Source organism: Roseobacter phycocola (genome assembly GCF_042055075.2).
GTDB lineage: Bacteria > Pseudomonadota > Alphaproteobacteria > Rhodobacterales > Rhodobacteraceae > Roseobacter.
On sequence record NZ_CP194010.1, the window covers coordinates 1,985,432 to 2,010,967 of the forward strand.

The window sequence follows — 25,536 nt, forward strand, 5'->3', positions numbered from 1 at the left end:
CTAGGAGCGCCCCGACGTTCGCCCGCGCGCCAGGTTCTCACGCTCTCCGCCGCAAATGAACGCTTCGAGTTTTTCAAACGGCATTGGCCGGGCAAAATAGAAGCCCTGCAGCGTATCGCAACCGAGATCACGCATGATGGCTGCATGCCGGGCGGTTTCCACCCCTTCCGCGGTGACCGAAATGCCCAGTGCCTTGCCCATTTCAATCATGTTCCGGGCCAGTGTGCGCGCGGTCGTATCGGTATCGACCGGCTGAACCAGCATCCGGTCCAGCTTCATCACATGGGGCTTGAGGTGTTTCAGACCGATAACTGATGCATGCCCCGACCCGAAGTCATCCACTTCAATCTGGAAACCAGCCGCCCGCAGATGGTTGATCCGCGCCACGAAATTCTGGTCCTGCTCTTCAACCAGCACGCTCTCCAGCACTTCGAGCGCAACAATTGTCTGCCCGATGTCATGCCGCCGGACAATGTCCTCGATGCGTGTATTCACGATCTGATGCACGTCCATGTTGAACGAGATCTTCGGCACCGGATAGCCGGCGTCATTCATCCGCGCGATGCGGGACAGCCCGAATTCAAACACCTGGCGATCAATGTCCGGGGTAAAGCGCAGCTGTTCCGCAACCTTCAGGAACTGCGAGGGCGGCAGCAGGCCCCGCGTCGGATGCAGCCAGCGCACCAGCGCCTCAACCCCTTCAAGAGCACCGGAATGCGCATTGAACTGAGGCTGGAAAAACGCCTCGAACTCTTTGTTGCGGATCCCCAGTTCAATCTCAGCCGACAGCATGCGCTTTTCATTTACGATACTGTGCAGCTGTGGTGTGTAGAGCGTTGCTGTGTTCCTGCCGAGTTCCTTGGCCGAATACAGCGCCGAATCCGCCCCTTTCAGCAGGTCCGAATTGCTCAGCAGACCATCCATGGCAGACGCGATCCCGAAGCTGGCACCAACCCGGCAGGTCTTGCCTTCAAAGTCCATTTCCCTGCGGATCTCCACCAGCAGGCCATCGGTCATCCGTCGCGCCGTTTCGGAATCGCCACCGACCTCCAGCAGGATCACAAATTCATCGCCGCCGATACGGGCCGCAACGTCGCCTGGCCGCACGCCGTTCTTCAGGATCTCGCCCACGCTTTTCAGAACAAAATCCCCGGCCGCATGGCCGAGCGTATCATTGACGTTTTTAAAATGGTCGAGGTCCACGCGGATCAGAGTGCGCGGCGGGTGTATGTCGGTCACTTCTGTCTCCAGAATACCGTCCAGACACCGGCGGTTCGGCAGCCCGGTCAGCGCGTCATGCAGCGACTGCCTTTCCGTAGCAGCCTTGGCTTGCGCGAGCTTTTCCTGCGCTTCCTTGGCCGCCGTAATGTCTGTAGAAATCGATGCAAACCGAACACCGGTTGCCGCCGTTGCCTCCAGCGGCGAAATGCCAAGGCTGATCCAGTAAGGCCGTCCGTCCTTGTGATAGACCAGAACCTCGGTTTGCACCGGCTCACGGTTCCGGATCGCATCGCGGATCTGCGTGATCACACGCGGATCTGTGTCGGGGCCGTACAGCAGGTCATTGGGCCGGACCCCGACCACTTCTTCCCTGCTGTAGCCGGTAATTTTGGTGAATGCATTGTTCGTCCAGATTATCCTGCGCTCACTGTCGGTGACCAGGATGCTTTCATTCGCCATTTCCGCGATCTGCGCCAGTTCCCCCAGTTCGCGCTGCTTCTGCGCCAGTACCTCACGGGATTTTTCCAGTTCTTCATGGGGCCGCACAATCGCACGCATGCCCGAGGCCGCCATCATGCTGAAGGGGACAACAAGCGCGAGCATCGCCACGCCGATCGCATTCACAACCAGATTGAACCCCAGATTTGCCAGCGTTTTCTGATCGGTATCCACGATCAGATGGAAATCTCCGCTGGGCATGCGCGTGGACACGATCGAGCCGCTGCGCCCGAACCACTCGCCCCAGCGCTCCATCTGAAACGTCGTGGCGATTACGGTCGCAGGCTGACCATCGGTGGCCGTCAGTATATGCCCGAGATCAACGGTTCTTTCAAAAACCAGCAACCCCTCGACCTGGCCCAGAGACAAAACCGGTACTGAAATCAGGAAATGGGCCATGTGTTCGCCGCGGCTGGGCCGGTACGAAATACGCGCCTCCGCAGGGGTGCGGCCACTGACCAGATCGGCAATACCCTCGACCGCTTCAACAGGCAGAAAAGGCGAGGCTGACTGTTCTTCGTGCACCGAGACCTTTACGCGCCCGCTGAAATCAACAAGACGGATGTTCCGGGCATCCTGCAGCGTCAGCAGGGCACTGATGGCCATTGCATCGCGGGTTTCGTGACCGGTGACATATTCAACGATATCAGGCGAACGGGCCAGAAACTCGCCCTCATCCACCATGGCATCAAGGATCGAGCCGATCACGTTGGCCTTGGTTTCAAGGTGCGCGCGTTTGGCTTCCAGCTGCATCTTTTTCAGCGTCGGCGCAGAGGCAAACCAGACCGCACCGGCCACACACAGGATCGACAGGATATAGCCAAAGAGCGTCAGCTTCAGAAAGCGGCTCATGAAATTGATGCGCTGCATGGTCTCTACCCCTGCGCGCGTCTGGTTCGGTGGCTGATCACAGAGCACAGGACACCGGCGGCCCGGGCCACAAGGCCAGACCACACCAAACATCGCCGATAAAACAGGCCCACGCCCGACATCCACATCTCCTCTGCAAAGCAGATGATGCCGGTGAATGTTTCAGGAACGGTTTAACCGCGTCGTCAGGTGGTCAGAAACGATGCATTTCTGCTTAAAATGCAGCTAAAAACTGAGGTATCGGCCCGGGCCCGAACAGGCTCAGAAGCTTTCCTTCTGATCCGCGAGCGCACGCAGAAACCAGCGCTGAAAGATGATCACCAGGATCATCGGCGGCAGAATGGTCAGCACAACCAGCGCCATACCCGGACCACTTTCCTGGCCGATCAGGCGGATGCCGCGCACCAGCGTGTAATGCCCCTCGTCCGTGCTGATCAGCAGCGGCCACAGATACTGGTTCCAGCCGATCATGAACGAGACCACGAAAATCGCCCCGCCGCGTTCGCGCGACAGCGGCAGGATGAAATCCACAAAAAAGCGCCAGGGCCCCGCCCCGTCCAGCCGCGCGGCTTCGAGATATTCGCCCGGAAAGCTCAGAAACAGCTGACGGAAAAACAGCGTGCCAAGGGCGATCATCACCGCAGGCAGGATCATACCGGTATACGTGTTGATCAGCCCCAGCGCAGAGGTCACCTGAAAGGTTGTGATGAACCGGCTCTCAAGCGGCAGCAGCAGCGTGGCAAGCGTCACCCACAAAAAGGCCTTTGCCAGTGGCAGCCGGAACCAGACCAGCCCATAGGCCGCCAGCAGTGACAAAACCGTGGTGGCTCCCGCGATCCCTGACGCTACGATCAGTGAATTGCGCAGCATATCCGCGGCCGTGATCTGATCCGTAAACCCCGCCTGCAGGGTCAGAATGGTACGGAAATTATCCAGCCCGTGCGCGCCGGGCCAGAACCGCAGCCCCCCGGTCACCAGATCGTGCGTCGACTGCGTGGACGACGACACCATCAGCACTACGGGTCCGATCAGAAACAGTACACCCGCCATCAGGACGGCATGCGCCCCGATCTGCTGTAACAGGGGCCGCTTCATCCTGCGGAAAACCGTCGTGCCGCGCCTTCACACCGGACAAGGGGCGGCACCCGGCCGGTCATTTCAGGCGCTCACCTGTATCCGCGCGGAACACAAAGCTGTCTGCCGGATCAAAGCCCAGCGTCAGCCGGTCATCCATATCCGGCAACAGGTCCTGCGGGGCCTTCAGGCAGATCTCCTGCGCGTCGCCCTCGTCAGACACCGCACCGGTCACCGAGCCGTAGATCAGGTTTTCGCCACCGTGCTGCTCCACCAGATCAACGCTCAGCGGGAACTGGCCATCCTCGCGGATCGACAGCACATCAGGCCGCACGCCCAGCACCAGCGGCGTATCCGCCGGCAGATCGCTGTAACCCGTCAGGCGGATGTCGCCGTTCACCAGGTGCGTGCCGTCAAACGTCACCGGCATCAGGTTGATCTGCGGGGCCCCGATAAAGGACGCCACAAAGAGCGTGCGGGGATTGGAATAGAGCTCCATCGGTGCGCCCATCTGCTCCACCTGCCCCTCATTGATCACCGCCAGACGGTCCGCAAGCGTCATCGCTTCGGTCTGGTCATGGGTCACATAGATCGAGGTGACATTCATGCTCCGCTGCAGCTTCTTGATCTCGATGCGCATCTGCACGCGCAGCTTGGCATCCAGGTTCGACAGCGGTTCATCAAACAGGAAAACCTGCGGGTTGCGCACAATCGCACGTCCCATGGCCACCCGCTGACGCTGCCCCCCCGACAGCTGATTGGGCTGGCGGTCGAGGAACTGGTCGATCTTGAGCATCTTCGCCGCCTCAACGATGCGGCGTTCGATCTCGTCAGCCGGCATTTTGCGGTTCTTCAGACCATAAGACATGTTCCCGCGCACGGTCATATGCGGATAAAGCGCATAGTTCTGGAACACCATCGCCACATCACGCTGCGACGGGGAAACGTCATTGATCACACGATCGCCGATGCTGATTTCGCCCGACGTCACAGACTCCAGACCGGCCACCATGCGCAGCAGTGTCGACTTGCCACAGCCCGACGGGCCGACAAAAACAATCAGCTCGCCATCCGCGATCTGCATGTCGACACCAAAGATGGCTTCCGCCCCGTTCGGATATGTTTTGCGGACCTGTTTGAGTTCAACCTGAGCCATTATTTTTCACTCTCCACGAGGCCCTTTACGAACCAATTCTGAAATATCAGCACCACAAGAACCGGCGGCAGTGTCGCCAGAATTGTCAGTGCAAATGCCTTCTGGAACTGGGGCAGCTCGCCGCCCTCGTTCAGCACCTGGTAGATCTGCTTGATGCCGATCACCAGCGTATAATTGTCTTCCTGCGTCGTCATGATGAGCGGCCACAGGTACTGGTTCCAGCCGACCACGAACATGATGATCAGGATCGCCGCAATCATCGTCCGGCTCAGCGGCACAAGGATGTCCTTGAAGAACCCCCAGGCCGTTGCCCCGTCAAGACGTGCGGCCTCCAGCAGCTCATCCGGCACAGATTTGAAAAACTGCCGGAAAAAGAACGTGCCCGTCGCCGAGGCAATCAGCGGCACAATCAGCCCCGTGTGCGTGTCCAGCAGCCCCATGTTGGCCACCACCTCATAAGACGGAATGATCCGCACTTCGAGCGGCAGCAGCAGCGTCATGAAGATGATCCAGAACAGCGGCACACCCAGCCGGAACCGGAAATAGACGATGGCATAGGCCGCCAGCATCGAGATGATGACCTTGCCGATGGCAAAACCTATCCCGAGGATCATCGAGTTCTTGAGCATGGTCACCGCGGTGACCTTTTTCATCACCCCGCCCTCAACGAAAAGCACCTCGTTATAGGTCTCGAAAAAATGCCCGCCGGGCCAGAACTGCAGACCCTCGCGCAGGATCGTCTCCGGCGCATGGGTCGAAGTGGCAAAGGCGATCCAGACCGGCAGGGTCATAAAAACCGCGCCGATGATCAGAATGATATGTGTTGTGATCGAAGGTCGTTCCATCAGTAATGCACCTTCTTTTCAATGAAGCGGAACTGGATCACGGTCAGCACAAGCACCATGATCATCAGCACCACCGACTGCGCCGAGGAGCCACCGATATCCGCGCCGCGGAAACCGTCCTGGAACACCTTGAACACCAGCGTCGTGGTTGCGCCACCCGGTGCGCCCTGCGTTGTGGTGTCGATGATCCCGAAGGTTTCAAAGAACGCATAGGTGATGTTGATCACCATCAGAAAGAACGTCGTGGGCGCGAGCAGCGGGAAGGTGATCGTCCAGAACCGGCGGAACGAACTGTCACAGTCCATGGTCGCCGCTTCCTTCACCGAATTGGGGATGCCCTGCAGCCCGGACAGAAAGAAGATGAAGTTCACACTCACCTGTTTCCAGACCGAAATCAGGATCACCACAAAACCCGCATCCACCGGATCCAGCTTGTGGTCGAAATCAAACCCCAGCGCATTCATGCCCTGGTAAAGATCCCCGATCAGCGGGTTGAACATCAGGTTGCCCATCAGCCCCGCAACAGGCGGCGCGATAGCATAGGCCCACATCAGCAGCGTCTTGTAGGTGCTCGCGCCATGGATAACCTCGTTGGCCTTGACCGCCAGCAACAGGGCAATCGCCAGCGACAGGAACGTGACCAGCGTCGAGAAGATGATGGTAAAGCCCGCGGCCTGGAGCCATGACGGATTGAAGATTGTGTCTGCGTAATTGCGGAACCAGACAAACTGCGAGGACAGGCCAAAGGCATCTTCAAGCAGGAAAGACTGGTAAATCGCCTGGGCAGCGGGCCACAGGAAAAAGATCACAATAATGATGATCTGCGGTGCAATGAACAGGTACGGAACAGCGCTGTGCTCGAACTGAACGCGCTTCATAAATGGTGCCCCCCGGCCGGTCTTTGGGTGGCCGGCGGGACACAGCCCCGCCAGCCTTTTTCAGGATCAGTTGTACGTCGCGTTGAAACGCTCAAGCAGATCGTTGGCTTCTTCCTCGATGCCCGCGAACGCCTCATCGACAGTTGCGTCACCGGAGAAGATGTCCTCGTAGTGCTTGTACATCACGTCGCGGATCTGAACGTAGAACCCAAGACGGTAGCCTTTGGTCCATTCACCACCCGGCTGGGTCAGCTGCAGGATGCCGACTTCGGCGTCCGGCGTGGACTCGTAGTAACCGTCCGCTTTTGCCACGTCATAGGCCGCGTTTGTGATCGGCACATAACCGGTTTCTTTATGCCAGAAGTACTGGATGTCCGGGCTGGACAGGAAGCTCAGGAAATTGGCTGTCGCCGCGTTCTGTTCTGCGCTCTTGCCGGCCATGGCGAACAGCGCCGCGCCACCGATGAAGGTGCCCTTGGGCTCTTCGATGATCGCTTCCCAGTACGGCAGGTAGGATGTGCCGAATTCAAAGTCCGCGCTCGCTTTCAGACCGCCGAACGAGCCCGAGGAGCCCAGCCACATGGCTGTTTTCTTCTGCACGAAAGCGTCCTGGTTGTCGCCCCAGCCACGGCCGTAAAAGCCGTAATAACCAGCGTCCAGCCACTCTTTGACCTTGGTCCAGTGCATCTTCATTTCCGGGTTGTTGTACAGGATTTTCACATCCGTACCGTCATACCCGTTGTTGCCCGTCGCCATCTGAAGGTTGTGACGGCTGTGGAAGTTCTCGGAGAAAATCCAGGGGCTGTGGCTTTGCGAAAGCGCCTGATACCCGGCCTCTTTCAGCTTGGGCGCCATGGCTTCGAACTCTTCCCATGTAGCGGGCGGTGCGTCGATGCCCACTTCGGCGAAGATGTCTTTGTTGTAATACAGCAGCGGTGTGGACGAGTTGAACGGCATGCCGATCATCTTGCCGTCGCTGTCGGCATAGAAATACCGCACGCCTTCGATGAAGTCGCCGCTGTCAAAGCCGCCTGCGTGCTCTGTCATCAGATCAGCAACCGGCACAGTGGCGCCTTTTGCGTTGATGATTGTCGCCGCACCGGCGTCGAAAATCTGGATCAGGTCAGGCTGCTGTTTCGCGCGGAATGCGGCGATACCGGCAGTCATCGTGTCCTCATAGCCACCCTTGTATGTGGGCACCAGAACATAGTCGCTTTGGCTGGCATTGTACTTCTCGGCGATCTCCTCGACCACCTCGCCCAGGCGTCCGCCCATCGCGTGCCAGAACTGGATTTCAGTCTGCGCGAGTGCGGAAGTGGCAAAAGTAGCAAAGCCTGCGGCGAGCAGGGCTGTATATTTCATCGGGATCTCCCTTTCCTTGGAACAGCTTGATTGCGTTTTTGTTTTTACAGGCAGGTCAGTGACAAACGCGTGACAAAAGATGCATTTGTCCGCCCCCCCTGGCGCTACCATCAGCGGTGCAACCGGCGGTGTCAAGTTCTGTGCGGGGTAAACCGCAGGCTGTCAGAGTGCCGCTTCGCCCAGCCGGAAACGGGAGATCACGCGCCACCTGTCGATGGCCTGCGTGGCGGATGAATGGGCCACCACCACATCGCGGATGGGGATGCTGCGACCGCGGTGGGCGTGCTCCAGCCTCGCACGTATCGCTTCCTTCTCCGGTCCGGGTTCAACGCCGTAGGCCAGACTGATATGCGGCCGCCACGCGGGCGCCGCACTCAGACCCAGCCGGGCGCACAGCTGCTGCCGGGCGACTGCCACGTGCGCAGGCACCGTCAGATCAAGAAACAAGGACATAAAAACCTGCGGCCCCGCCACAATCGCGGACACGGTGGCCTCAAAAGGTGCGAGGCTCCCCGACATGGCGCGGCAGAGTTCCTGTGTCGCGCCGGGAGACCCGGTCAGATCACCCGCCATGGTGATGTGCGGCATGAACGGCGTTCCGCCGGTCGCTGTGACAAGGGATGCGATCTCTTCGGTGAAAAGAGCGCTGCTGGCGGTATCGGGCACCAGCCAGACGGAATGTTCGCAGGCGCGGCTGTCAGTCATGTCCGGAGTGTTAGGGCCATCTGCGACGCGACGCAATTGAAGCGGGCGCCCTGCGGGCCAGGAGCCTGTCGGTGCCGGGGATCAGACGGGGACAGGCAGAAGGCCGAAGCGCTGCGCCCCGTCCCACCGGGCAGCCCTGCGGGCCGCCCGGTCCACGGACAACCGCCGGATCAGAACTCTTCCCAGCCGGCACCACCATATGTGCCGTCTGCGCGATCGTCCTCAAACGCTGCGGGCATCTCGCGCGGCGCTGTTTCAACGGGGGCCGCAGCACGCGCAGGCGCGGGGCGTGCTGCCGGGGCATCCGGAATGATGAAACGGGCCGTCGACTGTTTCAGATCCTTCGCCTCCTGCGCCAGCACCTGGCTGGACGCGGTCACTTCTTCAAAGGCCGCCGCCTGTTTCTGCGTGTTGCCGTCGATCTGAGACACCGCGGAATTGATCTCGTTGATACCCGAGGACTGCTCTGAGATCGCGGTGGTGACATCATCAACGCTGTCGGAAATGCTGATCACCCGCGCCGAAATGTCCTCAAGCGACGCTTTGGCATTGGCGACATTTTCGACCCCTTCAGCAACGGCCGTATCGCTCTGCGAGATCACCTCGCCGATCTCACGCGCGGCTTCACTGGCCCGCTGGGCCAGCTGGCGCACTTCAGATGCAACGACGGAGAAGCCCCGTCCCGCCTCGCCCGCCCGTGCGGCCTCCACGCCCGCGTTGAGTGCAAGCAGGTTGATCTGGAACGCAATATCGTTGATCACTGCAGTCACGCGTGCAATTTCTTTTGAACCGTCCGCGATACGGTCCATCGATACAGCCGCATCTCCCGCGATCTTTTCACTGGCCAAGGCACTGTCACGCGCTTCACGGGCGTTGGTGCTGACCTCGGAAATATTGCCGCTCACGTGTTTGATGCTCGCTGACAACTGCTCCAGTGCGGCTGAGGTCTGCTCGACAGATGCAGCGTTCTGCTCCGCCTGCCGCGACAGAAGATCGGCCGTCTGCTGCAGTTCGCCCGAGGATTCAGACAGCGTATTGCCACTGACTGAAATCTCACCGATCAGCGTGTTGAGCGAGCCGACCATGTCATTCACATTGGTCTGCAACTCTGCAAACGCCCCCTGGAAATTCCCTTCCAGACGCTGGGACAGATCGCCCCCGGCGATGCGGCCCAGAACAGCGCCGGTCTGATGCAGACCATCATCCACCGCTCCCATCAGGCGGTTGATGTTGTCGGCAAGCTCGATCAGGATCTCGTCGTCGAAATCCGCATCCACGCGGCTCGTAAACCGCCCGGCCAGCGCATCATGCACAACCTCGCCGAAGGAGCTGCCGAGTTTGCGCATCATTTCCTCGCGCTCCTGTGCCGCGGCTTTATCGGCCTCTTCACGCTCGCGCATCGATTGCGCCTCACGCTCTGCGGCCTTCTCCCGCTCCTCGCTCAGGCGGGCCATCTCCTCGCTGGCTGCTTTCTGTTCCTCGTTCATCTTTTCCATACGGACCGCGTTCTGGCGGAACACTTCCGCGGCCCGGGCCAGCGCACCGATTTCATCCCCGCGCTCTGTTTCTGGCACTTCTGTGTCCAGAGCCCCTTCGGAAACGGATGAGACCGAACCCGTCAGGCGCTGCAGCGGGCGCGAAATGGTGCGGGAAAAGAAAACTGATACGACCAGTGATGCCGCAAAAATGGCCACGGCAAAGGCCGCGCCCAAATACATTGTCCGGTAGGCAGCTGCGTAAAGCTCGTCGTAGTCCTGCTGGACGATGGACACCCATTTGATGCCATGGAAATCAAATCCTGCGTAGTAACCCACAACCCGCTGCCCGTCGCGACCGGTTGCATCGAACAGACCCGAACCGCCCTCAAGCCCCTGTGTCACAGCCTCGTTGTCCACGACCGTTGTCAGCAGTTCACTCTCTTCGGTCAGCGGCGAATCCGTCCGCATCAGACGGTCTTCGCCCACGATGAACCCATCCGCTGTGCTGCCCAGACCGTCCAGTTCACCTGCCGCCGCATTCACGAGCCCGACAGGCATCTGATAGGCCAGTACCCCCAGCAGTGTGTCCTGCTCATTGAAAACCGGGCGCGCAACAAAGGCTGCCGGCGCATAGGCACTGGGCTCATAAGGCTGGAAATCGACAAAGACGGATCCGCCATCCGCAGGCAGTTCAAGGGCGCCGCGAAACGCCTGAGCAAGGCCCGATTCTTTGAAGGCCCCTTCATTCAGATTGGTCGCGAAATCGTTTTCTTTGTAGACACTGTAAACAAGGTTCCCGTCCGGATCGATCAGGAAGATGTCGTAGTACTGCATCTCGTTCTTCAGGCGGGTAAAAGTGGGGTGATAGATGGCATGGATAAACCCATAACTTGACCCGGTATCCGCCTTCACCAGCTGGTCTTTCTCTCCCAGCGGAAATTCGTTGTCCGTGATGTAGACGCGTCGCAGAACCTCGCCCGCATTCTCCAGCGACGCATACCCGTCCGCAAGCGCAATCAGCGCCTGCGACGTCGTGGGTTCAAGGGTCTGAAGCCGCAGGTCGCGGTCGATGTCGTTCAGCAGGTTCTCGATCCGCTTCTGTTTGAGAATACCGATGGACTGCAGCTTCTCGGAAGCCCCCGCGCGGATGACGGACTGCGTCGAATAGTAGTTCGCAACCCCCATAACGAGGACAGTGACCCCGACCAGCAGAGCCATGATGGCCGGCAGGCGCTTTGAGATGGTGACATTCTTCAGTACTTGCTGCACAGGAAACCCCCTTGTACTCACATTGAGCAACAGCCGGGAGAGCCGGTGTCCGGATATTCTGGCGTGTCCGGGCTGCGCGCTGCCAATCCGGGTAGCAGGCGATTCTTATCAAAGTGTAAAACAGTACACCCGCGTCCGGAGCAAATTACTGAAAATCAGCGGCAAATGCGCCCGGGCGCGATCTCAGTTGATCGGGAACTGCCGCAGACAGGTTTCCGCGAACATCTCAAAATCCTGCAGGGTCTCCAGCGTGTCCCGCCGGTCACGCACCACCTCCAGCGCCGCCTTCTTCTGCGCCCAGGTGCCGGACACATGCCGCTCCAGAATGAGCACCGTGACCCCCAGCAGCACGTCTTTTTCCACCTCGGTCATCCGGCCGGTCTCAGACAGCGCAATGGCGGTGAAGGCCATGGTATTGGCACAGCGCAGCGCCGCCGCCTCACTGCCCTCATACGTCCTCTGCGCCACAGCCGGCCCGCCCGCCAGCATCAGAACTGCGGCACCCGCCGCCGCCCGCAGGCTCAAAACACTTTGAACGTCATGGTCGTCAGGGACCGTTCAATCCCGCTGATATCCAGCAGGTGCTCGTTGATGTATTTGCCCACATCAGCCTCCGCCGGGATATAGAGTTTCATCAGAAGATCGTAATCGCCACTCGTGGAATAGAGTTCCGAATGGATTTCACGCAGCGCAATCTCTTCGGCCACCTGGTAGGTCGTGCCCGGTTTACAGCGGATCTGGATAAACACACAGGTGGACATGACGGGTCTCCGGGACAGATGTTGCAGGCTACAGGCTGGCACAGAGAGCACGCCCGCCGCAATCCCCAAGTTAACACCTTGGCGCAGAACCGCAGGCTGTTATAAGGGCGCGGAATTCTGACCTCCGGAGCCCGGACATGCGCAGCCACACCATCACCCGCACAACGGCGGAAACCGATATCCAGGTGACGATCGATCTGGACGGTACCGGCGTCTACGACAACCAGACCGGCGTTGGCTTTTTCGACCATATGCTTGACCAGCTGTCGCGCCACGCGCTTATCGACATGACCATCCGCGCCACCGGCGATCTGCACATCGACGACCACCACACGGTCGAGGACACCGGCATCGCCCTCGGTCAGGCGCTGACGGCGGCCATGGGCGACAAACGCGGCATCGTGCGCTACGGCTCCTGTCTGCTGCCCATGGATGACGCGCTGGTGCGCGCCGCACTCGACCTGTCGGCCCGGCCCTTTCTGGTGTGGAACGTGGATTTCCCCACGGCAAAGATCGGCACCTTCGACACCGAACTCGTGCGCGAATTCTTTCAGGCGTTTGCCACGCACGGCGGCATCACCCTGCACGTCGATATGCTGCACGGGCTGAACAGCCACCACATCGCCGAAGCCGCGTTCAAATCAGTGGCCCGCGCCCTGCGTGACGCGCTGGAGACAGACCCGCGCAAGGCCGATGCCATTCCCTCGACCAAAGGTGCGCTCTGACGTGCTGACAGCCATTATCGACTACGAGAGCGGCAACCTGCATTCGGCGCACAAAGCCTTTGAACGCATGGCCGGTGAAGTGGACGGCGGCGATGTTGTGGTCACCGGCGATGCCGATACCGTGGCCCGCGCGGACCGCGTGGTACTGCCCGGCGACGGGGCCTTCCCGGCCTGTATGGCAGCCCTCAGCGGTCATTCCGGCCTCTGTGACGCGATGATCGAGGCGGTCACCACGCGCGGCCGCCCCTTTATGGGCATCTGTGTGGGCATGCAGCTGATGGCCACGCGCGGGCTGGAATACCAGGAAACCGCAGGCCTCGGCTGGGTCGGTGGTGACGTGACCCGCATCACACCGGCAGACGCATCTCTGAAAGTGCCCCACATGGGCTGGAACGATCTGGTGCTGAACGCCCCCCACCCGGTGTTCGAAGGGGTGCAGACGGGCGATCACGCCTATTTCGTGCACAGCTATCACATGCAGGTCAATGACCCCGCCCAGCGCCTCGCCCACGTGGACTACGCCGGCGACGTCACAGCTGTCATCGGGCGCGACAACATGATCGGCCTGCAGTTCCACCCGGAAAAGAGCCAGTCCGCCGGCCTGCGCATGATCGCGAATTTCCTGACCTGGCGGCCCTGATCCGCTGAGCCCGGCATTCTGCAAGTCGCCGCGCACAGCGGGCGTGACGGCAGGCCTCCGGTCGCTCAGAAAAGCACGCAGGGTTTGAACGAAAACGCGGGCGTTTTCAGCTTCGCCGTTTTCACGGCGCGTTTGATGTCGTCAGAAAAGAAAACGCCATCGCGCAGATGCTTTTCCCGCCAGATCGGAACACCAGCGGCCGCCACGTCAGCATCCAGTGCGATCAAGGGCGCATTCGATGGATCAAAGGAATAGTAGCCTGGTCGGTGAGATATAGGCTCCACCAGGTTGCCGCATTCGTCGGGCTTTAAAGCATTTTTGAACTCGACAACGTTCAACAAAAACCAACGTCCTGGATCTTTTTTGTCATAGTCTGCTGTCGTCTGACCCATTTTCGTCATTTCCCGAAGCTCGTACAAAGGCAGCTCAATGATTTGGGTTCGGCCAATCTCATGTTCAGCAATAATGTCCCGGAAGGGTTCCGAAATAATGATGGCAGCAAAATGTCCCTTGAACGCATCAGGCAGCTTGCGCTCTTTCTCGGGCACCTTGGAGAAGAACCACCTCAATTCGCTGGGTACTAGGTTTTCGTCGAGGCACGCGTGGTTGAGCAAACAGGCGTTTAGATCACCCATATCGTGCACCCTCTCGTTTTCTACCGTAACGTCAGGAAGATAGGGCCTGATCTGCTTACTCTTAACCCGAACGTTTGTCGGGTTCGTCCACCAGACCTTGTTATTTTGACTGTTGCTCAATGCGTTACCCTCAAAATTCAATACGTTTCGGTCGCGCCTGAGGGCGCGTCGAAGCTCAGCTTGTCGGCAAAATACGGCGATCGCCTGCCCGTGTCAGCGCTTCTGCGCTTCGACCTCCGCGTGTACCGAATGTGTGAAAACTGACAGCGCGAAGTCAAGCGCAATGCCTTCGGTCCCCGCCCCGCCTCACACGCGCGGACGCCGGACTGATCACGGCCCGGTGAACTTCTGATCGCGCTCAATCGCAAAAACGTCATATATTTAAAGGACTTTCACCGACACGTGACCCCTGTGTGAATGCAGGGCTGGTACTGTGGCCGTGTGAGCGCTCACACCCATGAAACTCCAACAAGGAAACACGCAATGAAGAATTTATTGGCTGTGGCCGTTCTGGCCATGGGGTCAATTGGTGCGCTCGGTTCAGATGCAAATGCGACCACCCTTAAGATCAGCGTCACTCACAACGGCACGACCCCACTGTTCATCACGCCGCTCTACACGGCGTTCCACAACGGCGGTTTTGACCCGATCGAAATCGGCGGAGAAGCGTCCGAAGGCCTCAGAGAGCTCGCAGAAACCGGAAGATTCGGTCCCGCGGAGGACGAAACCACAATTGCGGCCCAGCGTGCCAGCGAAGGTGGCGGCGGTGTGCCTGCACCGGTTTTCGGTAATGCAGGCCCGGGACCGATCTTCTCGCCAGACATCGGCCCGGGTCAGGCAGGTGGTGACGCAGGTTCAGCGATCGTGGACATCGCCGATCCGACCGACGATCGCTTCTTTACGTTCCTCGCTATGATCCTGCCCTCCAACGACACCTTTATAGGAAACCTCGATCCCATTGAGATTTTCGACGAGACGGGCTCCTTCCTTGGTCCACAGTCGATTGTTGTGGGTCGGGACAATATCTTTGACGCCGGTACAGAGGTGAATGATCTCAGCGTGGCCGGTGGTGCCGCCTTCGTTCAGGGCGCTGACATCAATGCAGGCGCGGACGAGGCTGGCACCATCCAGCGCGCTCTGAGTCTTGATTTTGGGAGCGGTGTGGATCTGGCCCCTCCAGGGTCTGACCCGTCTCTGCCCGCCCTTGCTACACTCAGCGGCTTTTTCGACTTCACCTCAGACGACTTCAATGTTCTGACCATCGAAATCACCGAAGTGGCTCCGGTTCCGCTGCCCGCCTCCGGATTGTTGCTGCTGGCCGGTGTCGGTGGTCTGATCACGGCAAGCCGTCGCCGCAAAGGCTGACGCACGGGCAAAACGATCATGAAAGGGCCCTGCACGACGCGGGGCCCTTTTTAACGCCTGTGCTGAAAACCTGCCAATACGGGCCCGGGCAAGCCTAGTCTTTTCAGCTGTCCGTTTCGCACAGCCCGTCAAACGCAAAACGCAGGTTCAGACACCATGCGGCCCCGGAACAATGCCGGGGCCAGCCGGATCACTTTACCCGCGCCCAGGTCTGTTTCGAGCAGATCAGACCACCCGCCACGCAGCCGCGCAGTCTGATGCTGTCACCATTCAGCGCGATTTTACCCAGATAAATCTTGTCGTTGCTCGGGCGCCAGACTTTGCCCTCGTATTTGCCCGATCCCTGCGGCGCCATGTCGATCACCAGGGTCTTGCCCAGGTTGGGCGATTTGTACTCGCCGCCGTCTTTGAAGGTGCGCGCGATCGTGCCGCAGAAATTCGCGCCACAGGGGCCGATGTCGATGTGCGCAAAAGCCCCCTCGTCCGGCTCCGTCTGCCATGTGCCCTCCAGCGGGTCCGCTGCCGCCATGCCTGCCGTAACTGCCATGGCCGCACAGGCCACCCAAAATCTTGTCATGATATGTCCTCCCTTGCGGGTGGCATCTGGAACCGGGTCCGCCTTTCAGGCAACAGTGACCCCGCGTCGCAACGCACGTTGACTTTACGTCGCGTTGCAATTCGTGAACGGCTCGTGCATGAAGCGCGCGCGGCGCACCGACGTAATACCGACGCGATACCGACAGGACACCGACGATGATTCTCTACCCCGCAATTGACCTCAAGGACGGCCAGGCCGTGCGCCTCGTGCACGGCGATATGGACCAGGCCACCGTGTTCAGTGACGACCCTGCAGCCCAGGCCCGCAGCTTTGTCGAAGCGGGCTGCGAATGGCTGCATCTGGTCGATCTGAACGGCGCCTTTGCCGGCGCGCCGGTGAATGCGGCCCCTGTCGAGGCGATCCTGAAATCCTGCGATGTGCCGGCCCAGCTGGGCGGCGGCATCCGCGACATGGCCACCATCGAAACCTGGCTGGAGAAAGGCCTCGCGCGGGTCATTCTGGGCACCGTCGCCGTCGAAAATCCGGACCTCGTGCGCGAGGCAGCAAAAGCCTTTCCGGGCCAGGTCGCCGTGGGTATCGATGCGCGCAACGGTTTTGTTGCGACCAAGGGCTGGGCCGAGGAAACGGATGTGCGCGTGACCGATCTGGCCCGCTCGTTCGAGGACGCAGGTGTCGCTGCGATCATCTATACAGACATCCTGCGCGACGGTGCGATGGGCGGACCCAACATCGCCGCCACAGCGGATCTCGCACGCGCCGTGTCGATCCCGGTAATCGCTTCGGGCGGCGTGTCGTCACTGGATGACCTGCGCGCCCTGCGTGATTGTGGCACAGCGCTGAACGGTGCAATTTCCGGGCGCGCGCTTTATGATGGCGCCATAGACCTGCGGGAAGCGCTCGCAGAACTGCGGGGGTGACCTTTATGACAGAGAAGCGCGTGCGAAAAACGGACCTGCCGGCGCAGAGCATGCTGCATTCGCGCAGAACACCGGGTGATTTCCTCGACTGCTACAGCGTTTCCTCGCCCCTGCCCCCGCGCCAGGCTGCTGAAATTATTGTGGATTTTCCCGGCTGGGCGCGTGTTCTCGTTGCTCTGCGCAATGTGGTGACTGCCCCCTTCGGCCTTATGGCCGATGGTCCGGACAGTGCCGATAAACTCGGGCTTTTCCCGGTCGAGACGGAAACGGACCACGAGGTCATCGCCGGCTTCAATGACCGCCACCTCAATTTCCGCGTGAGTGTTCTGAGCGAGGCCGGATCTGTGTACCTTGCAACCTGGGTCCAACCCAACAACATCGGCGGGCGGCTCTATCTCGCCGCGATCATGCCGTTTCACATCATGATCGCCAGAAACGCTCTGGCCCGGGTGGCACAGTTTGCCGAACCACCCTCTGACGGATTGCCCCGGACGTAAGCAATATGCTCAAAACACGCATTATTCCCTGCCTGGACGTGGCCGAAGGCCGTGTGGTCAAAGGGGTGAACTTTGTCGATCTGCGCGACGCCGGAGATCCGGTGGATGCGGCCATTGCCTATGATGCCGCTGGTGCCGACGAGCTCTGTTTCCTCGACATCACCGCCACGCATGAAAACCGCGGCACCATGTTTGACGTTGTGACCCGCACGGCGGAGCACTGTTATATCCCGCTGACGGTTGGCGGCGGCGTCAGAACAGCGGCGGACGTGCGCGCGCTGCTGCTTGCAGGCGCGGACAAGGTCTCGTTCAACTCGGCGGCTGTGGCCGATCCGGATGTCGTGGCCCTGTCCGCCGATCAGTTCGGCAGCCAGTGTATCGTGGTCGCCATCGACGCAAAGACCGTAAGCCCCGGAAAATGGGAAATCTTCACCCATGGCGGGCGCAAACCCACCGGCATCGATGCCGTCGAATTCGCCCGCACCGTCGAGGCGAAAGGCGCGGGAGAAATCCTGCTGACCAGCATGGACCGCGACGGCACGCGCGCAGGCTTCAACCTGCCGCTGACCCGCGCCATTTCGGATGCGGTGAACGTGCCGGTCATTGCCTCGGGTGGTGTGGGCACGCTGGACCACCTCGTGGAAGGCGTGACAAAGGGCGGCGCGTCGGCTGTGCTTGCGGCCTCTATTTTCCACTTTGGCGACTACACCATTGCAGAGGCCAAGGCTCATATGGCCGCGGCAGGCATTCCGATGAGGCTGACATGACCCTGCAAGACCTGTTTGAAACGATCGAAGCCCGCAAATCCGCAGACCCGGGCAGTTCCTGGACCGCACAGCTGCTGGCGAAAGGCCCTGAGAAATGCGCCGAAAAATTTGGTGAGGAAGCGGTGGAAGCCATCATCGAAGCGGTCAAAGGCGACCGCGATGCGCTGACCAGCGAGGCCGCTGACGTGCTCTATCACCTGTTGGTCATGCTCGCATCGCGCGATGTGCCGCTGCAGGCGGTTCTGAAGGAACTGGCGGGACGTCAGGCACAGTCCGGGCTGCAGGAAAAAGCCGCGCGCGACTGATATCAGAGCCTTGACGAAATCACACCTGTATTAAATCCGCCCTTGCGCAACTCACCGAAAAGGCGCTGGTGTTCGATTTTGGGGCACCGGTTCATTACTACATCAATCCCGCGTGCTCTGGCCAGGGCGGCTGCGTCTTCATGCTCAACACCGATCTGCATCCACAGCGTCCTGAGGTCCGGAAACACACTAAGCGCTTCGTCAACAACAGGCGGAACAGCTTCGGACCTCCGGAAAATATCAACCATATCGACGGGTTCCGGAATGTCGGAAAGGCTCGCGTAGACGGGTTGGCCAAAAAGCTCTTCTCCCGAATGCATAGGGTTGATGGGAATGACGGTATACCCCCTGAGACCCAGATACCGTGCCACATAGTAACTGGGGCGCACGGGATTCATGGACACACCCACGGCGGCAATCCGCCGGGTGCGCTGGAGGATATCTCTGTGTTCGCGCATTGTCCTGTTCATGCCGGCACCCTACTCTTATGTTCCAGAGACAAAAAGAGCGCCCGGAGCATGAATGCCACGGGCGCTGCAAGGTACGGAACGAGGGACAGTAACGCAATCAATCGGCGTTCCGGGCCAACTGATACTCAGAATACTTAAGCGCCTTTCAGCGCCTGCCCAGACCCTCTCTCAAATCTGTGAACGAACCGTTAAACTGAGCGGCAGAATTCAGTCAAAGATGTCTTCGACGACGTCCGCAATCTCCTCCAGCGCATAGCGCAGAAAACCCTTGCGCCGCCTTTGTTTCTTCGGGCGTTTGTAGTCCGACCGGTATTCCGGCGGCGGCACATGCTTTTTGCGGCGCGGCGGGGTGGGCCGTTTTTCCGCCCCCGTGTCCCTGCGCTCGACCGGCAGACGTTTCAGGTCATGCAGGGGGGCGCCGCAACTGGCGCATGTCAGTTCATGCCGCACCTTGTCCAGACGCAGGGCAGCCCGTGCCCCGCAATAACAACAGGTTGCAATTTTCGGATGCATGTCCGGTTCTCCTATGCGCTGCCGCGCGGGCCACGGCTTGCATATAAGGCGATTGCCGCGGCATTCGAGACGTTGAGCGACCCAAAATCGCCCGCCGCATCGATCCGCACCAGATGGTCCACGGTGTCGCGCGTCTTTTCCCGCAGGCCCGGCCCTTCCGCGCCCAGCACCAGCGCCACGGGCCGGTCAGTACGTCCTGCGACCGCCTGTTCGATTGTCTGGTCCGCTTCGCCATCAAGGCCCAGCACGGTGTAGCCCATGTCCTGCAATGCGCGGATCGCATCGGCGAGGTTACGCACCCGCAGATAGGGCTGCCGTTCCAGCGCGCCGCTGGCGGTCTTGGCCAGCGCACCCGTTTCCGGCGCGGAATGATGGCGGGTGCCGATCACCGCAGACGCCCCCAGCACTTCAGCAGACCGGAGGATGGCACCGACGTTATGCGGGTCCGTGACCCGGTCAAGCAGGATCACGCGGGGCGCTTCATCCCCGATGCAGACGTCCTCAAGCCGCCCCCATTCCAGCGGTTTCACCTCGAGCGCCGCGCCCTGATGCACCGACCCGGGATCAAGCGGCACGCTGAACCTGCGCGGCTCGACAACTTCCGGTGTCATGCCGCTCTGCGCAATGGCATCCGCCAGTTTCTGCTCCGCGTTGGGGGTCACGACCAGACGTTCCCGGCTGCGCGCCGGGTTCGTCAGAGCGTCCCGCACCGCATGCAGCCCAAAGAGCCACACCGTCTCGCGGGACCGGGCCTTTTTGTCCTGCTCTTTCTGAACGACCCACTTCGGTTTTTTCATTCGATGGTCCTGCCTGACTGCGGCGGCGAAAAGGTTCGGATTTCGTCTTGACGCCTGTAGGGTCCGCTTGTAATCACGCGCCACTGTTGATGCAATGCATGGACAGAGTGGGCGACAGGCCGCAAGGTGTGGCAGGGGACTGTAACTCCCTCGCGGAGACGCACGCCTGGTTCGATTCCAGGGTCGCCCACCACTTTTCCTGACATCGGAGACTTTGCCGGCGCCGGTCCTCAGAAGACCGACAAACCCGCGTTTTTGTCGAGCAGCAGCTGCGAAGAGATCGGCCCGCTTGCCGCCCCGATCCCGCGTGCGTTCGCGCCGACGCTGCCCGCAGCCACCACCGGGGCAATCAGGCCCCGCGTGTCCTGGCTGGCCAGATACCGGTTGACCCGTTCAACCAGCTCCAGCCGCACCGGTTCGGGAAACGCCCCGTCGATCACGACGCCCTGAAAATCGATCACCGCACAGACGGAAAGTGCCGCCTTGGACAGTTCCTGTGCAGTCTGGCCCAGCCACGGATCCACATAGCGGGCAAGACGCGTCCAGTCCTGCGGTTCGTCCCAGAGCACAGAGGGGCGCACACCCGCTTCGATCAGACGCGTTTCCAGCAGATGGATCGAGGCCACATCAATCAGCTGCCGGCTTTCGCCCAGCGGCCCGGTGCTGCGCATCGCGCCAAGGGCCCCCGCGTTCCCCTGATTGCCCTGAAACACCGTGTCGTTCAGAACGATTCCGCCGCCCACAAAAGAGCCGACAAAGAAATACGCATAGTCCTGCAGGCCCTTGTCGGTTCCATAAAGGTGTTCAGCACGGCAGGCAGCGGTAGCATCATTTCCGACATAGACCGGCAGTGGCGAAAACTCGGCGACGGATTTGCGGAAATCAACGTCCTTCCACGACCTGAAACTGTCGGCGGGCGTGCCTGCCAGCTTGTGCCATTTCCACAACTCGAACGGTGTCGCGATTCCGATGCCGCACAACCGTTCGCGCTGATCAGCACTCAGCCGGCGCGCCAGTTTCTGCGTCCCGCTGCGCAGAAAGTCGAAAATCTCTTCGGGCAGCGGATACTCATAGGTCTTCTTCAGCTGCTCGCGCACCCTGCCCACAAAATCGAGCACCACCAGATCGGCGCTGCGCCGTCCGATCTTGAGCCCGAAGGCAAAAATACCGTCAGGGTTCAGCTGCATCGGAATGGATGGCTTGCCCACTCTGCCCCGCACCGGATCACCCCGCCGGAGCAGACCGTCTTTTTCCAGCTTTCTGAGAATGACCGAGACGGTCTGTGGCGACAGTCCGGCGCGCCGGGCCATGTCGCTTCCGGCCATACCACCGGAGCGCTGCAGCATAGACATCAGAAGGCGTTCGTTGTGGTTACGCACACCGCTCTGATTAACGCCACCGAGGCGCTCAGTGATTTCGCCGCCGTCCATACCCGGTCCAAAAACCTCACTCTGCACCCATAAAGTAAGCGACATCCTAATTAATAAATCAAGTTTATTTATTTATTGACACTCTGGGGTGAATCGGTTTCCCTAAGCGTCAACCTGAGCGGATAGGGCCGCCGGGTGCGGGCGGCTTTGCTGCTCATGACGATCAAATCAATCCCCTGGGAGGAAATTATGAAAAAGCTTATTGCCGGAACCGCAATGGCGATGATTGCAAGCGCCGGAGCCGCGTTTGCCGATGGTCACGGTGTCTCTGCCTGCCTGATCACGAAAACCGACACGAACCCGTTCTTTGTGAAGATGCGGGAAGGCGCCTCGGCCAAAGCCGAAGAGCTGGGCGTCCAGCTGAGCTCGTTCGCCGGTAAGGTGGACGGTGACCACGAAACACAGGTTCAGGCGATCGAAACCTGCATTGCCAATGGTGCCAAGGGTATCCTGCTGACTGCTTCGGATACTGCAAGCATTGTTCCGGTTGTACAGCAGGCGCGCGACGCGGGTCTTCTTGTCATTGCGCTCGACACGCCGCTGGAACCCATTGATGCGGCCGATATGACCTTTGCCACGGACAACTTCCTTGCGGGCGAACTGATCGGCAAATGGGCCGCTGCCCAGCTGGGCGACGCAGCAGCAGATGCCAAAATCGGCATGCTGGATCTGGCGATCAGCCAGCCGACGGTTGGGGTTCTGCGCGATCAGGGCTTTATGACCGGCTTCGGCATCGACGTGAAAGACCCCAACAAATGGGGTGACGAGGATGATCCGCGTATCGTCGGCCATGACGTCACCGCAGGAAACGAGGAAGGTGGCCGCCGTGCCATGGAGAACCTGCTGGCCAAGGACCCGTTCATCAACGTTGTCTACACTATCAACGAACCTGCGGCTGCCGGTGCCTATGAAGCACTCAAGGCCATCGGTCGTGAGAACGACGTGCTGATCGTCTCCGTCGACGGCGGTTGCCCCGGCGTTCAGAACGTCGCGGACGGCGTGATCGGCGCAACCTCGCAGCAGTACCCGCTGCTGATGGCATCACTGGGCATCGAAGCGATCGCACAATGGGCCAAGGATGGCACCAAGCCGGAAGCAACAGAAGGCAAGGCGTTCTTTGACACCGGCGTATCGCTGGTGACAGACAAGCCGGCCGACGGCGTTGAAAGCATCTCGGTCGCAGAAGGCAAGGACCTCTGCTGGGGCTGATCTGCGCAGGCAGAACAACAAAAGCGGGAGGGGGGCAGCAGCCTTCCCCCCGCATCTTCACAGCCATACCATAGGGCGGTTGATGACCGGCCCTGACACCGTCCATCAGGATAGGATTCCATGACCCAACCGGACAACTACGAAGCGGCTCTCTCTTCTGCCGACGTCAAGGTCGCAGCCTTCGAAGATCACCGCCGCGGATTCGTCGGGCGCGTCCAGCACACCCTGCATCAGACGCCTTCTCTGGTGCCGCTGATCGTCCTGATTTTTTCAATTGCACTTTTTGGCATTCTGCTGGGGTCGCGTTTCTTTTCGCCCTTTGCCCTGACGCTCATTCTGCAACAGGTGCAGATCGTTGGCGTACTCGCAGCCGCGCAGACTCTGATCATTCTGACCGCCGGGATTGACCTGAGCGTGGGCGCCATCGCGGTGCTCTGCACGGTGGTGATGGGTAAGGCGTCATTTCAGTACGGCGTGCCGCCGGCCGTGTCCGTCGCCATTGGCCTGACCGTTGGTACGGCATTGGGCGCCATCTCGGGCTGGCTCGTCAGCCGGATGAAGCTGCCGCCGTTTATCGTCACGCTGGGCATGTGGCAGATCGTTCTGGCCGCGAACTATCTCTATTCCGCCAACGAAACCATCCGCTCACAGGATATCGAAGCCGAAGCATCGTTCCTGCAGTTCCTTGGCACCAAAATTCAGTTCGGCGGGGCGACGTTCACGCTGGGGGTGATCGGCATGATCGCACTCTTTGTCGTGCTCGCCTACGCGCTCCGGTCCACGGCCTGGGGCAGGCACGTCTACGCTGTGGGCGATGATCCCGAAGCCGCAGAACTGTCAGGGGTAAACGTACACCGGACCTATATGTCCGTTTATATGGCCGCCGGATTTATCTGCGCGCTTGCGGGATGGGTCATGGTCGGCCGGTTCGGGTCGATCTCGCCCTCTGCAACAACCGGCGTCATCGGCAATATTCAGTCTATTACCGCTGTTGTGATCGGGGGAATATCCCTCTTTGGCGGACGCGGCTCCATCGCAGGCGCGCTCTTTGGTGCCCTGATCGTGGGCGTGTTCGAACTGGGCCTCCGCATGGCAGGCGCAGACCCGCAGTGGACCTTCATGCTGATCGGTATGCTGATCATTGCAGCCGTCGCAGTAGACCAGTGGATCAGAAAGGTGGCAGCATGACAGAGCCTATTCTCAAAGCCCGGAACCTTGTCAAAAGGTACGGCAAGGTCACCGCGCTCGACCATGCTGACTTTGATCTCATGCCAGGCGAAATCCTGGCCGTGATCGGAGACAACGGCGCCGGCAAATCCTCTATGATCAAGGCGGTGTCGGGGGCGGTGGTCCCCGATGAAGGCCAGATCTGGCTCGAAGGTCAGGAAGTCAGGTTCCGTTCGCCGATTGAGGCCCGGGACAAGGGCATCGAAACGGTATACCAGCAGCTGGCCATGTCTCCTGCCCTGTCGATTGCGGACAACATGTTCATGGGGCGCGAGCTGCGCAAACCGGGCATCATGGGCAAGGTGTTCCGGCGGCTGGACAAACAGGCCATGGAGCAGTTCGCCCGTGACAAGCTGAGCGAACTGGGGCTGGCGACAATCCAGAACATCAACCAGGCCGTCGAAAGCCTGTCAGGTGGCCAGCGCCAGGGCGTGGCCGTGGCACGTGCCGCCGCCTTCGGTTCCAAAGTTGTAATCCTCGACGAACCCACGGCGGCTCTGGGTGTCAAGGAAAGCCGCAAGGTGCTTGAGCTGATCCTCGACGTAAAATCCCGCGGCATTCCGATCATTCTGATCAGTCACAACATGCCCCATGTGTTTGAGGTCGCAGACCGCATTCACGTGCACCGGCTGGGTCGCAGGCTCTGTGTCATTGACCCCAAGGATTACACAATGTCCGACGCAGTCGCCTTTATGACCGGTGCCAAAGAAGCGCCCTCTCAGGCGGCATGACCTCCCCCGCGGACATGGCCGCGCAGCTCTGTCCGCGCGTTCTTGCGGCGCCGCGTCAGGGGCGCCGCCGGCTGGTCGCTCTGGCCGGACAACCGGCGAGCGGGAAAACCACGCTCGCGGATTGCCTCGCCACCGCGCTGAACAAAGAAGGGTGCGCTGCCGAAGTCGTCCCGATGGACGGTTTCCATCTGCATAACCAGATCCTGCTCGACCGCGACTGCCTAAACCGCAAAGGCGCACCACATACCTTTGACGCGGCGGGATTTGTCAGCCTGATCAGCAGGCTGCACGACGAAGACGAAGTATTTTATGCGCTGTTCGAACGGGACCGGGATATTTCGGTGGCCTGCGCCGGACGGGTCGGGCCGGATTGCGACACAGTGATCGTCGAAGGCAATTACCTGCTTTTTGACGCGCCGGTCTGGCGCGATCTCGCGCCGCACTGGGATCTGTCGGTCAGGCTGGATATTGCGATTGAAACACTGGAACAGCGCCTCATTCAGCGCTGGCTGGACCATGGTCTGTCACCGGAACAGGCCGCTGACCGCGCCGCCGGAAATGACATCGCAAATGCGCGCGCGGTTGCCGAAAAAGCGCTGCCTGCGGACATCCTTCTGACGGGCTGAAGCCGG

The 25,536-nt window shown here is 60.2% G+C and carries 27 protein-coding genes and 1 tRNA gene; 12 read left to right on the forward strand and 16 right to left on the reverse strand.

Annotated elements, in window-relative coordinates:
* From AB4K19_RS09735 to AB4K19_RS09780, 10 genes are all read right to left on the reverse strand, one after another.
* The gene (locus AB4K19_RS09735) at positions 1-2,589 is read right to left on the reverse strand and encodes a bifunctional diguanylate cyclase/phosphodiesterase (protein WP_436399514.1); all 2,589 of its coding nucleotides are present in this window, start codon (positions 2,587-2,589) and stop codon (positions 1-3) included.
* Positions 2,590-2,850: 261 nt separating this feature from the next.
* Positions 2,851-3,684 carry a carbohydrate ABC transporter permease gene (locus AB4K19_RS09740; protein WP_375228191.1) on the reverse strand — a complete coding sequence of 278 codons (834 nt, stop codon included), beginning with the start codon at positions 3,682-3,684 and terminating at the stop codon, positions 2,851-2,853.
* Positions 3,685-3,742: 58 nt separating this feature from the next.
* Positions 3,743-4,819 (reverse strand): sn-glycerol-3-phosphate ABC transporter ATP-binding protein UgpC, encoded by a 1,077-nt coding sequence (gene ugpC, locus AB4K19_RS09745; protein ID WP_375228192.1) that lies wholly within the window; start codon positions 4,817-4,819, stop codon positions 3,743-3,745.
* Positions 4,819-5,664, reverse strand: a complete 846-nt coding sequence (locus tag AB4K19_RS09750; protein ID WP_375228193.1) for an ABC transporter permease subunit — start codon at positions 5,662-5,664, stop codon at positions 4,819-4,821. Before AB4K19_RS09750 ends, ugpC begins: the two co-directional genes overlap by 1 nt.
* Complete coding sequence (locus tag AB4K19_RS09755) at positions 5,664-6,542, reverse strand: ABC transporter permease subunit (protein ID WP_375228194.1); 879 nt, start codon at positions 6,540-6,542, stop codon at positions 5,664-5,666. The genes AB4K19_RS09750 and AB4K19_RS09755 overlap by 1 nt, the downstream gene beginning before the upstream one ends.
* Positions 6,543-6,608: 66 nt before the next feature.
* Complete coding sequence (locus tag AB4K19_RS09760) at positions 6,609-7,904, reverse strand: extracellular solute-binding protein (protein ID WP_375228195.1); 1,296 nt, start codon at positions 7,902-7,904, stop codon at positions 6,609-6,611.
* 162 nt (positions 7,905-8,066) lie between these two features.
* Entirely contained in the window at positions 8,067-8,609 is a 543-nt protein-coding gene (locus AB4K19_RS09765) for a 2'-5' RNA ligase family protein (RefSeq protein ID WP_375228196.1), read from the reverse strand.
* 170 nt (positions 8,610-8,779) lie between these two features.
* Positions 8,780-11,356 (reverse strand): methyl-accepting chemotaxis protein, encoded by a 2,577-nt coding sequence (locus AB4K19_RS09770; RefSeq protein WP_436399515.1) that lies wholly within the window; start codon positions 11,354-11,356, stop codon positions 8,780-8,782.
* Positions 11,357-11,539: 183 nt separating this feature from the next.
* Positions 11,540-11,881, reverse strand: a complete 342-nt coding sequence (locus AB4K19_RS09775) for a hypothetical protein (RefSeq protein ID WP_436399516.1) — start codon at positions 11,879-11,881, stop codon at positions 11,540-11,542.
* A complete protein-coding gene (locus AB4K19_RS09780; RefSeq protein ID WP_375228200.1) occupies positions 11,878-12,117 on the reverse strand; it encodes an Lrp/AsnC ligand binding domain-containing protein in 240 nt (79 codons plus the stop codon). Before AB4K19_RS09780 ends, AB4K19_RS09775 begins: the two co-directional genes overlap by 4 nt.
* Positions 12,118-12,254: 137 nt before the next feature.
* Between AB4K19_RS09780 and hisB the strand changes: the two genes are divergently transcribed.
* Both hisB and hisH read left to right on the forward strand, forming a co-directional pair.
* Positions 12,255-12,842 carry an imidazoleglycerol-phosphate dehydratase HisB gene (gene hisB / locus AB4K19_RS09785; protein WP_375228201.1) on the forward strand — a complete coding sequence of 196 codons (588 nt, stop codon included), beginning with the start codon at positions 12,255-12,257 and terminating at the stop codon, positions 12,840-12,842.
* 1 nt (position 12,843) lies between these two features.
* Entirely contained in the window at positions 12,844-13,482 is a 639-nt protein-coding gene (gene hisH, locus AB4K19_RS09790) for an imidazole glycerol phosphate synthase subunit HisH (RefSeq protein ID WP_375228202.1), read from the forward strand.
* A 65-nt stretch (positions 13,483-13,547) separates the two neighbouring features.
* On the opposite strand, the gene AB4K19_RS09795 is transcribed toward hisH, so the two are convergent.
* Entirely contained in the window at positions 13,548-14,117 is a 570-nt protein-coding gene (locus tag AB4K19_RS09795; protein WP_375228203.1) for a hypothetical protein, read from the reverse strand.
* A gap of 483 nt (positions 14,118-14,600) precedes the next feature.
* Between AB4K19_RS09795 and AB4K19_RS09800 the strand changes: the two genes are divergently transcribed.
* Positions 14,601-15,482 (forward strand): spondin domain-containing protein, encoded by an 882-nt coding sequence (locus tag AB4K19_RS09800; protein WP_375228204.1) that lies wholly within the window; start codon positions 14,601-14,603, stop codon positions 15,480-15,482.
* Between the two features lie 190 nt (positions 15,483-15,672).
* Here AB4K19_RS09800 and AB4K19_RS09805 read toward each other — a convergent pair whose 3' ends face one another.
* Entirely contained in the window at positions 15,673-16,059 is a 387-nt protein-coding gene (locus AB4K19_RS09805; protein ID WP_375228205.1) for a DUF2147 domain-containing protein, read from the reverse strand.
* A gap of 176 nt (positions 16,060-16,235) precedes the next feature.
* On the opposite strand from AB4K19_RS09805, the gene hisA reads away from it, so the two are divergent.
* Genes hisA through AB4K19_RS09825 form a run of 4 tightly spaced genes read left to right on the forward strand, consistent with a single transcriptional unit; the run spans position 16,236 to position 18,527 of the window.
* A complete protein-coding gene (hisA, locus tag AB4K19_RS09810; RefSeq protein ID WP_375228206.1) occupies positions 16,236-16,958 on the forward strand; it encodes a 1-(5-phosphoribosyl)-5-[(5-phosphoribosylamino)methylideneamino]imidazole-4-carboxamide isomerase in 723 nt (240 codons plus the stop codon).
* 5 nt (positions 16,959-16,963) lie between these two features.
* Positions 16,964-17,455 carry a DUF2867 domain-containing protein gene (locus AB4K19_RS09815; protein WP_375228207.1) on the forward strand — a complete coding sequence of 164 codons (492 nt, stop codon included), beginning with the start codon at positions 16,964-16,966 and terminating at the stop codon, positions 17,453-17,455.
* Between the two features lie 5 nt (positions 17,456-17,460).
* Complete coding sequence (gene hisF, locus AB4K19_RS09820) at positions 17,461-18,222, forward strand: imidazole glycerol phosphate synthase subunit HisF (RefSeq protein WP_375228208.1); 762 nt, start codon at positions 17,461-17,463, stop codon at positions 18,220-18,222.
* Positions 18,219-18,527 carry a phosphoribosyl-ATP diphosphatase gene (locus tag AB4K19_RS09825; protein ID WP_375228209.1) on the forward strand — a complete coding sequence of 103 codons (309 nt, stop codon included), beginning with the start codon at positions 18,219-18,221 and terminating at the stop codon, positions 18,525-18,527. The genes hisF and AB4K19_RS09825 overlap by 4 nt, the downstream gene beginning before the upstream one ends.
* A gap of 2 nt (positions 18,528-18,529) precedes the next feature.
* Here AB4K19_RS09825 and AB4K19_RS09830 read toward each other — a convergent pair whose 3' ends face one another.
* From AB4K19_RS09830 to rlmB, 3 genes are all read right to left on the reverse strand, one after another.
* Positions 18,530-18,997 carry a CoA-binding protein gene (locus AB4K19_RS09830; RefSeq protein WP_436399517.1) on the reverse strand — a complete coding sequence of 156 codons (468 nt, stop codon included), beginning with the start codon at positions 18,995-18,997 and terminating at the stop codon, positions 18,530-18,532.
* 207 nt (positions 18,998-19,204) lie between these two features.
* Positions 19,205-19,510, reverse strand: a complete 306-nt coding sequence (locus AB4K19_RS09835; protein WP_375228211.1) for a hypothetical protein — start codon at positions 19,508-19,510, stop codon at positions 19,205-19,207.
* An 11-nt stretch (positions 19,511-19,521) separates the two neighbouring features.
* Complete coding sequence (rlmB, locus tag AB4K19_RS09840) at positions 19,522-20,307, reverse strand: 23S rRNA (guanosine(2251)-2'-O)-methyltransferase RlmB (protein WP_375228212.1); 786 nt, start codon at positions 20,305-20,307, stop codon at positions 19,522-19,524.
* Between the two features lie 109 nt (positions 20,308-20,416).
* Here rlmB and AB4K19_RS09845 point away from each other — a divergent pair.
* Positions 20,417-20,500 (forward strand) — tRNA-Tyr (locus AB4K19_RS09845).
* A 37-nt stretch (positions 20,501-20,537) separates the two neighbouring features.
* Here the strand turns inward: AB4K19_RS09845 and AB4K19_RS09850 are convergent.
* The gene (locus AB4K19_RS09850) at positions 20,538-21,737 is read right to left on the reverse strand and encodes an ROK family transcriptional regulator (RefSeq protein ID WP_436399518.1); all 1,200 of its coding nucleotides are present in this window, start codon (positions 21,735-21,737) and stop codon (positions 20,538-20,540) included.
* A gap of 189 nt (positions 21,738-21,926) precedes the next feature.
* Here AB4K19_RS09850 and AB4K19_RS09855 point away from each other — a divergent pair, with 189 nt between their 5' ends.
* The 4 genes from AB4K19_RS09855 to AB4K19_RS09870 all read left to right on the forward strand — a co-directional run bounded on the left by AB4K19_RS09855 (position 21,927) and on the right by AB4K19_RS09870 (position 25,530).
* Positions 21,927-22,946 (forward strand): sugar ABC transporter substrate-binding protein, encoded by a 1,020-nt coding sequence (locus AB4K19_RS09855; RefSeq protein ID WP_375228215.1) that lies wholly within the window; start codon positions 21,927-21,929, stop codon positions 22,944-22,946.
* Between the two features lie 120 nt (positions 22,947-23,066).
* The gene (locus AB4K19_RS09860) at positions 23,067-24,134 is read left to right on the forward strand and encodes an ABC transporter permease (RefSeq protein WP_375228216.1); all 1,068 of its coding nucleotides are present in this window, start codon (positions 23,067-23,069) and stop codon (positions 24,132-24,134) included.
* Positions 24,131-24,904, forward strand: coding sequence for an ATP-binding cassette domain-containing protein (locus tag AB4K19_RS09865; RefSeq protein ID WP_375228217.1), 774 nt, complete (start codon positions 24,131-24,133; stop codon positions 24,902-24,904). The genes AB4K19_RS09860 and AB4K19_RS09865 overlap by 4 nt, the downstream gene beginning before the upstream one ends.
* Positions 24,901-25,530: a nucleoside/nucleotide kinase family protein gene (locus AB4K19_RS09870; protein WP_436399519.1), complete on the forward strand. Its 630-nt coding sequence runs from the start codon at positions 24,901-24,903 to the stop codon at positions 25,528-25,530. Before AB4K19_RS09865 ends, AB4K19_RS09870 begins: the two co-directional genes overlap by 4 nt.
* The last annotated feature ends 6 nt before the right edge of the window (positions 25,531-25,536 follow it).

What these genes read in the sequence shown, in the direction of transcription:
- AB4K19_RS09735 (WP_436399514.1), bottom strand. Translation starts at nt 2,589, where the DNA reads ATGCAGCGCATCAATTTCATGAGCCGCTTTCTGAAGCTGACGCTCTTT.
- AB4K19_RS09740 (WP_375228191.1), bottom strand. Translation starts at nt 3,684, where the DNA reads ATGAAGCGGCCCCTGTTACAGCAGATCGGGGCGCATGCCGTCCTGATG.
- ugpC (WP_375228192.1), bottom strand. Translation starts at nt 4,819, where the DNA reads ATGGCTCAGGTTGAACTCAAACAGGTCCGCAAAACATATCCGAACGGG.
- AB4K19_RS09750 (WP_375228193.1), bottom strand. Translation starts at nt 5,664, where the DNA reads ATGGAACGACCTTCGATCACAACACATATCATTCTGATCATCGGCGCG.
- AB4K19_RS09755 (WP_375228194.1), bottom strand. Translation starts at nt 6,542, where the DNA reads ATGAAGCGCGTTCAGTTCGAGCACAGCGCTGTTCCGTACCTGTTCATT.
- AB4K19_RS09760 (WP_375228195.1), bottom strand. Translation starts at nt 7,904, where the DNA reads ATGAAATATACAGCCCTGCTCGCCGCAGGCTTTGCTACTTTTGCCACT.
- AB4K19_RS09765 (WP_375228196.1), bottom strand. Translation starts at nt 8,609, where the DNA reads ATGACTGACAGCCGCGCCTGCGAACATTCCGTCTGGCTGGTGCCCGAT.
- AB4K19_RS09780 (WP_375228200.1), bottom strand. Translation starts at nt 12,117, where the DNA reads ATGTCCACCTGTGTGTTTATCCAGATCCGCTGTAAACCGGGCACGACC.
- hisB (WP_375228201.1), top strand. Translation starts at nt 12,255, where the DNA reads ATGCGCAGCCACACCATCACCCGCACAACGGCGGAAACCGATATCCAG.
- AB4K19_RS09795 (WP_375228203.1), bottom strand. Translation starts at nt 14,117, where the DNA reads ATGGGTGATCTAAACGCCTGTTTGCTCAACCACGCGTGCCTCGACGAA.
- AB4K19_RS09800 (WP_375228204.1), top strand. Translation starts at nt 14,601, where the DNA reads ATGAAGAATTTATTGGCTGTGGCCGTTCTGGCCATGGGGTCAATTGGT.
- AB4K19_RS09805 (WP_375228205.1), bottom strand. Translation starts at nt 16,059, where the DNA reads ATGACAAGATTTTGGGTGGCCTGTGCGGCCATGGCAGTTACGGCAGGC.
- hisA (WP_375228206.1), top strand. Translation starts at nt 16,236, where the DNA reads ATGATTCTCTACCCCGCAATTGACCTCAAGGACGGCCAGGCCGTGCGC.
- AB4K19_RS09815 (WP_375228207.1), top strand. Translation starts at nt 16,964, where the DNA reads ATGACAGAGAAGCGCGTGCGAAAAACGGACCTGCCGGCGCAGAGCATG.
- hisF (WP_375228208.1), top strand. Translation starts at nt 17,461, where the DNA reads ATGCTCAAAACACGCATTATTCCCTGCCTGGACGTGGCCGAAGGCCGT.
- AB4K19_RS09825 (WP_375228209.1), top strand. Translation starts at nt 18,219, where the DNA reads ATGACCCTGCAAGACCTGTTTGAAACGATCGAAGCCCGCAAATCCGCA.
- AB4K19_RS09830 (WP_436399517.1), bottom strand. Translation starts at nt 18,997, where the DNA reads ATGAACAGGACAATGCGCGAACACAGAGATATCCTCCAGCGCACCCGG.
- AB4K19_RS09835 (WP_375228211.1), bottom strand. Translation starts at nt 19,510, where the DNA reads ATGCATCCGAAAATTGCAACCTGTTGTTATTGCGGGGCACGGGCTGCC.
- rlmB (WP_375228212.1), bottom strand. Translation starts at nt 20,307, where the DNA reads ATGAAAAAACCGAAGTGGGTCGTTCAGAAAGAGCAGGACAAAAAGGCC.
- AB4K19_RS09850 (WP_436399518.1), bottom strand. Translation starts at nt 21,737, where the DNA reads ATGGACGGCGGCGAAATCACTGAGCGCCTCGGTGGCGTTAATCAGAGC.
- AB4K19_RS09855 (WP_375228215.1), top strand. Translation starts at nt 21,927, where the DNA reads ATGAAAAAGCTTATTGCCGGAACCGCAATGGCGATGATTGCAAGCGCC.
- AB4K19_RS09860 (WP_375228216.1), top strand. Translation starts at nt 23,067, where the DNA reads ATGACCCAACCGGACAACTACGAAGCGGCTCTCTCTTCTGCCGACGTC.
- AB4K19_RS09865 (WP_375228217.1), top strand. Translation starts at nt 24,131, where the DNA reads ATGACAGAGCCTATTCTCAAAGCCCGGAACCTTGTCAAAAGGTACGGC.
- AB4K19_RS09870 (WP_436399519.1), top strand. Translation starts at nt 24,901, where the DNA reads ATGACCTCCCCCGCGGACATGGCCGCGCAGCTCTGTCCGCGCGTTCTT.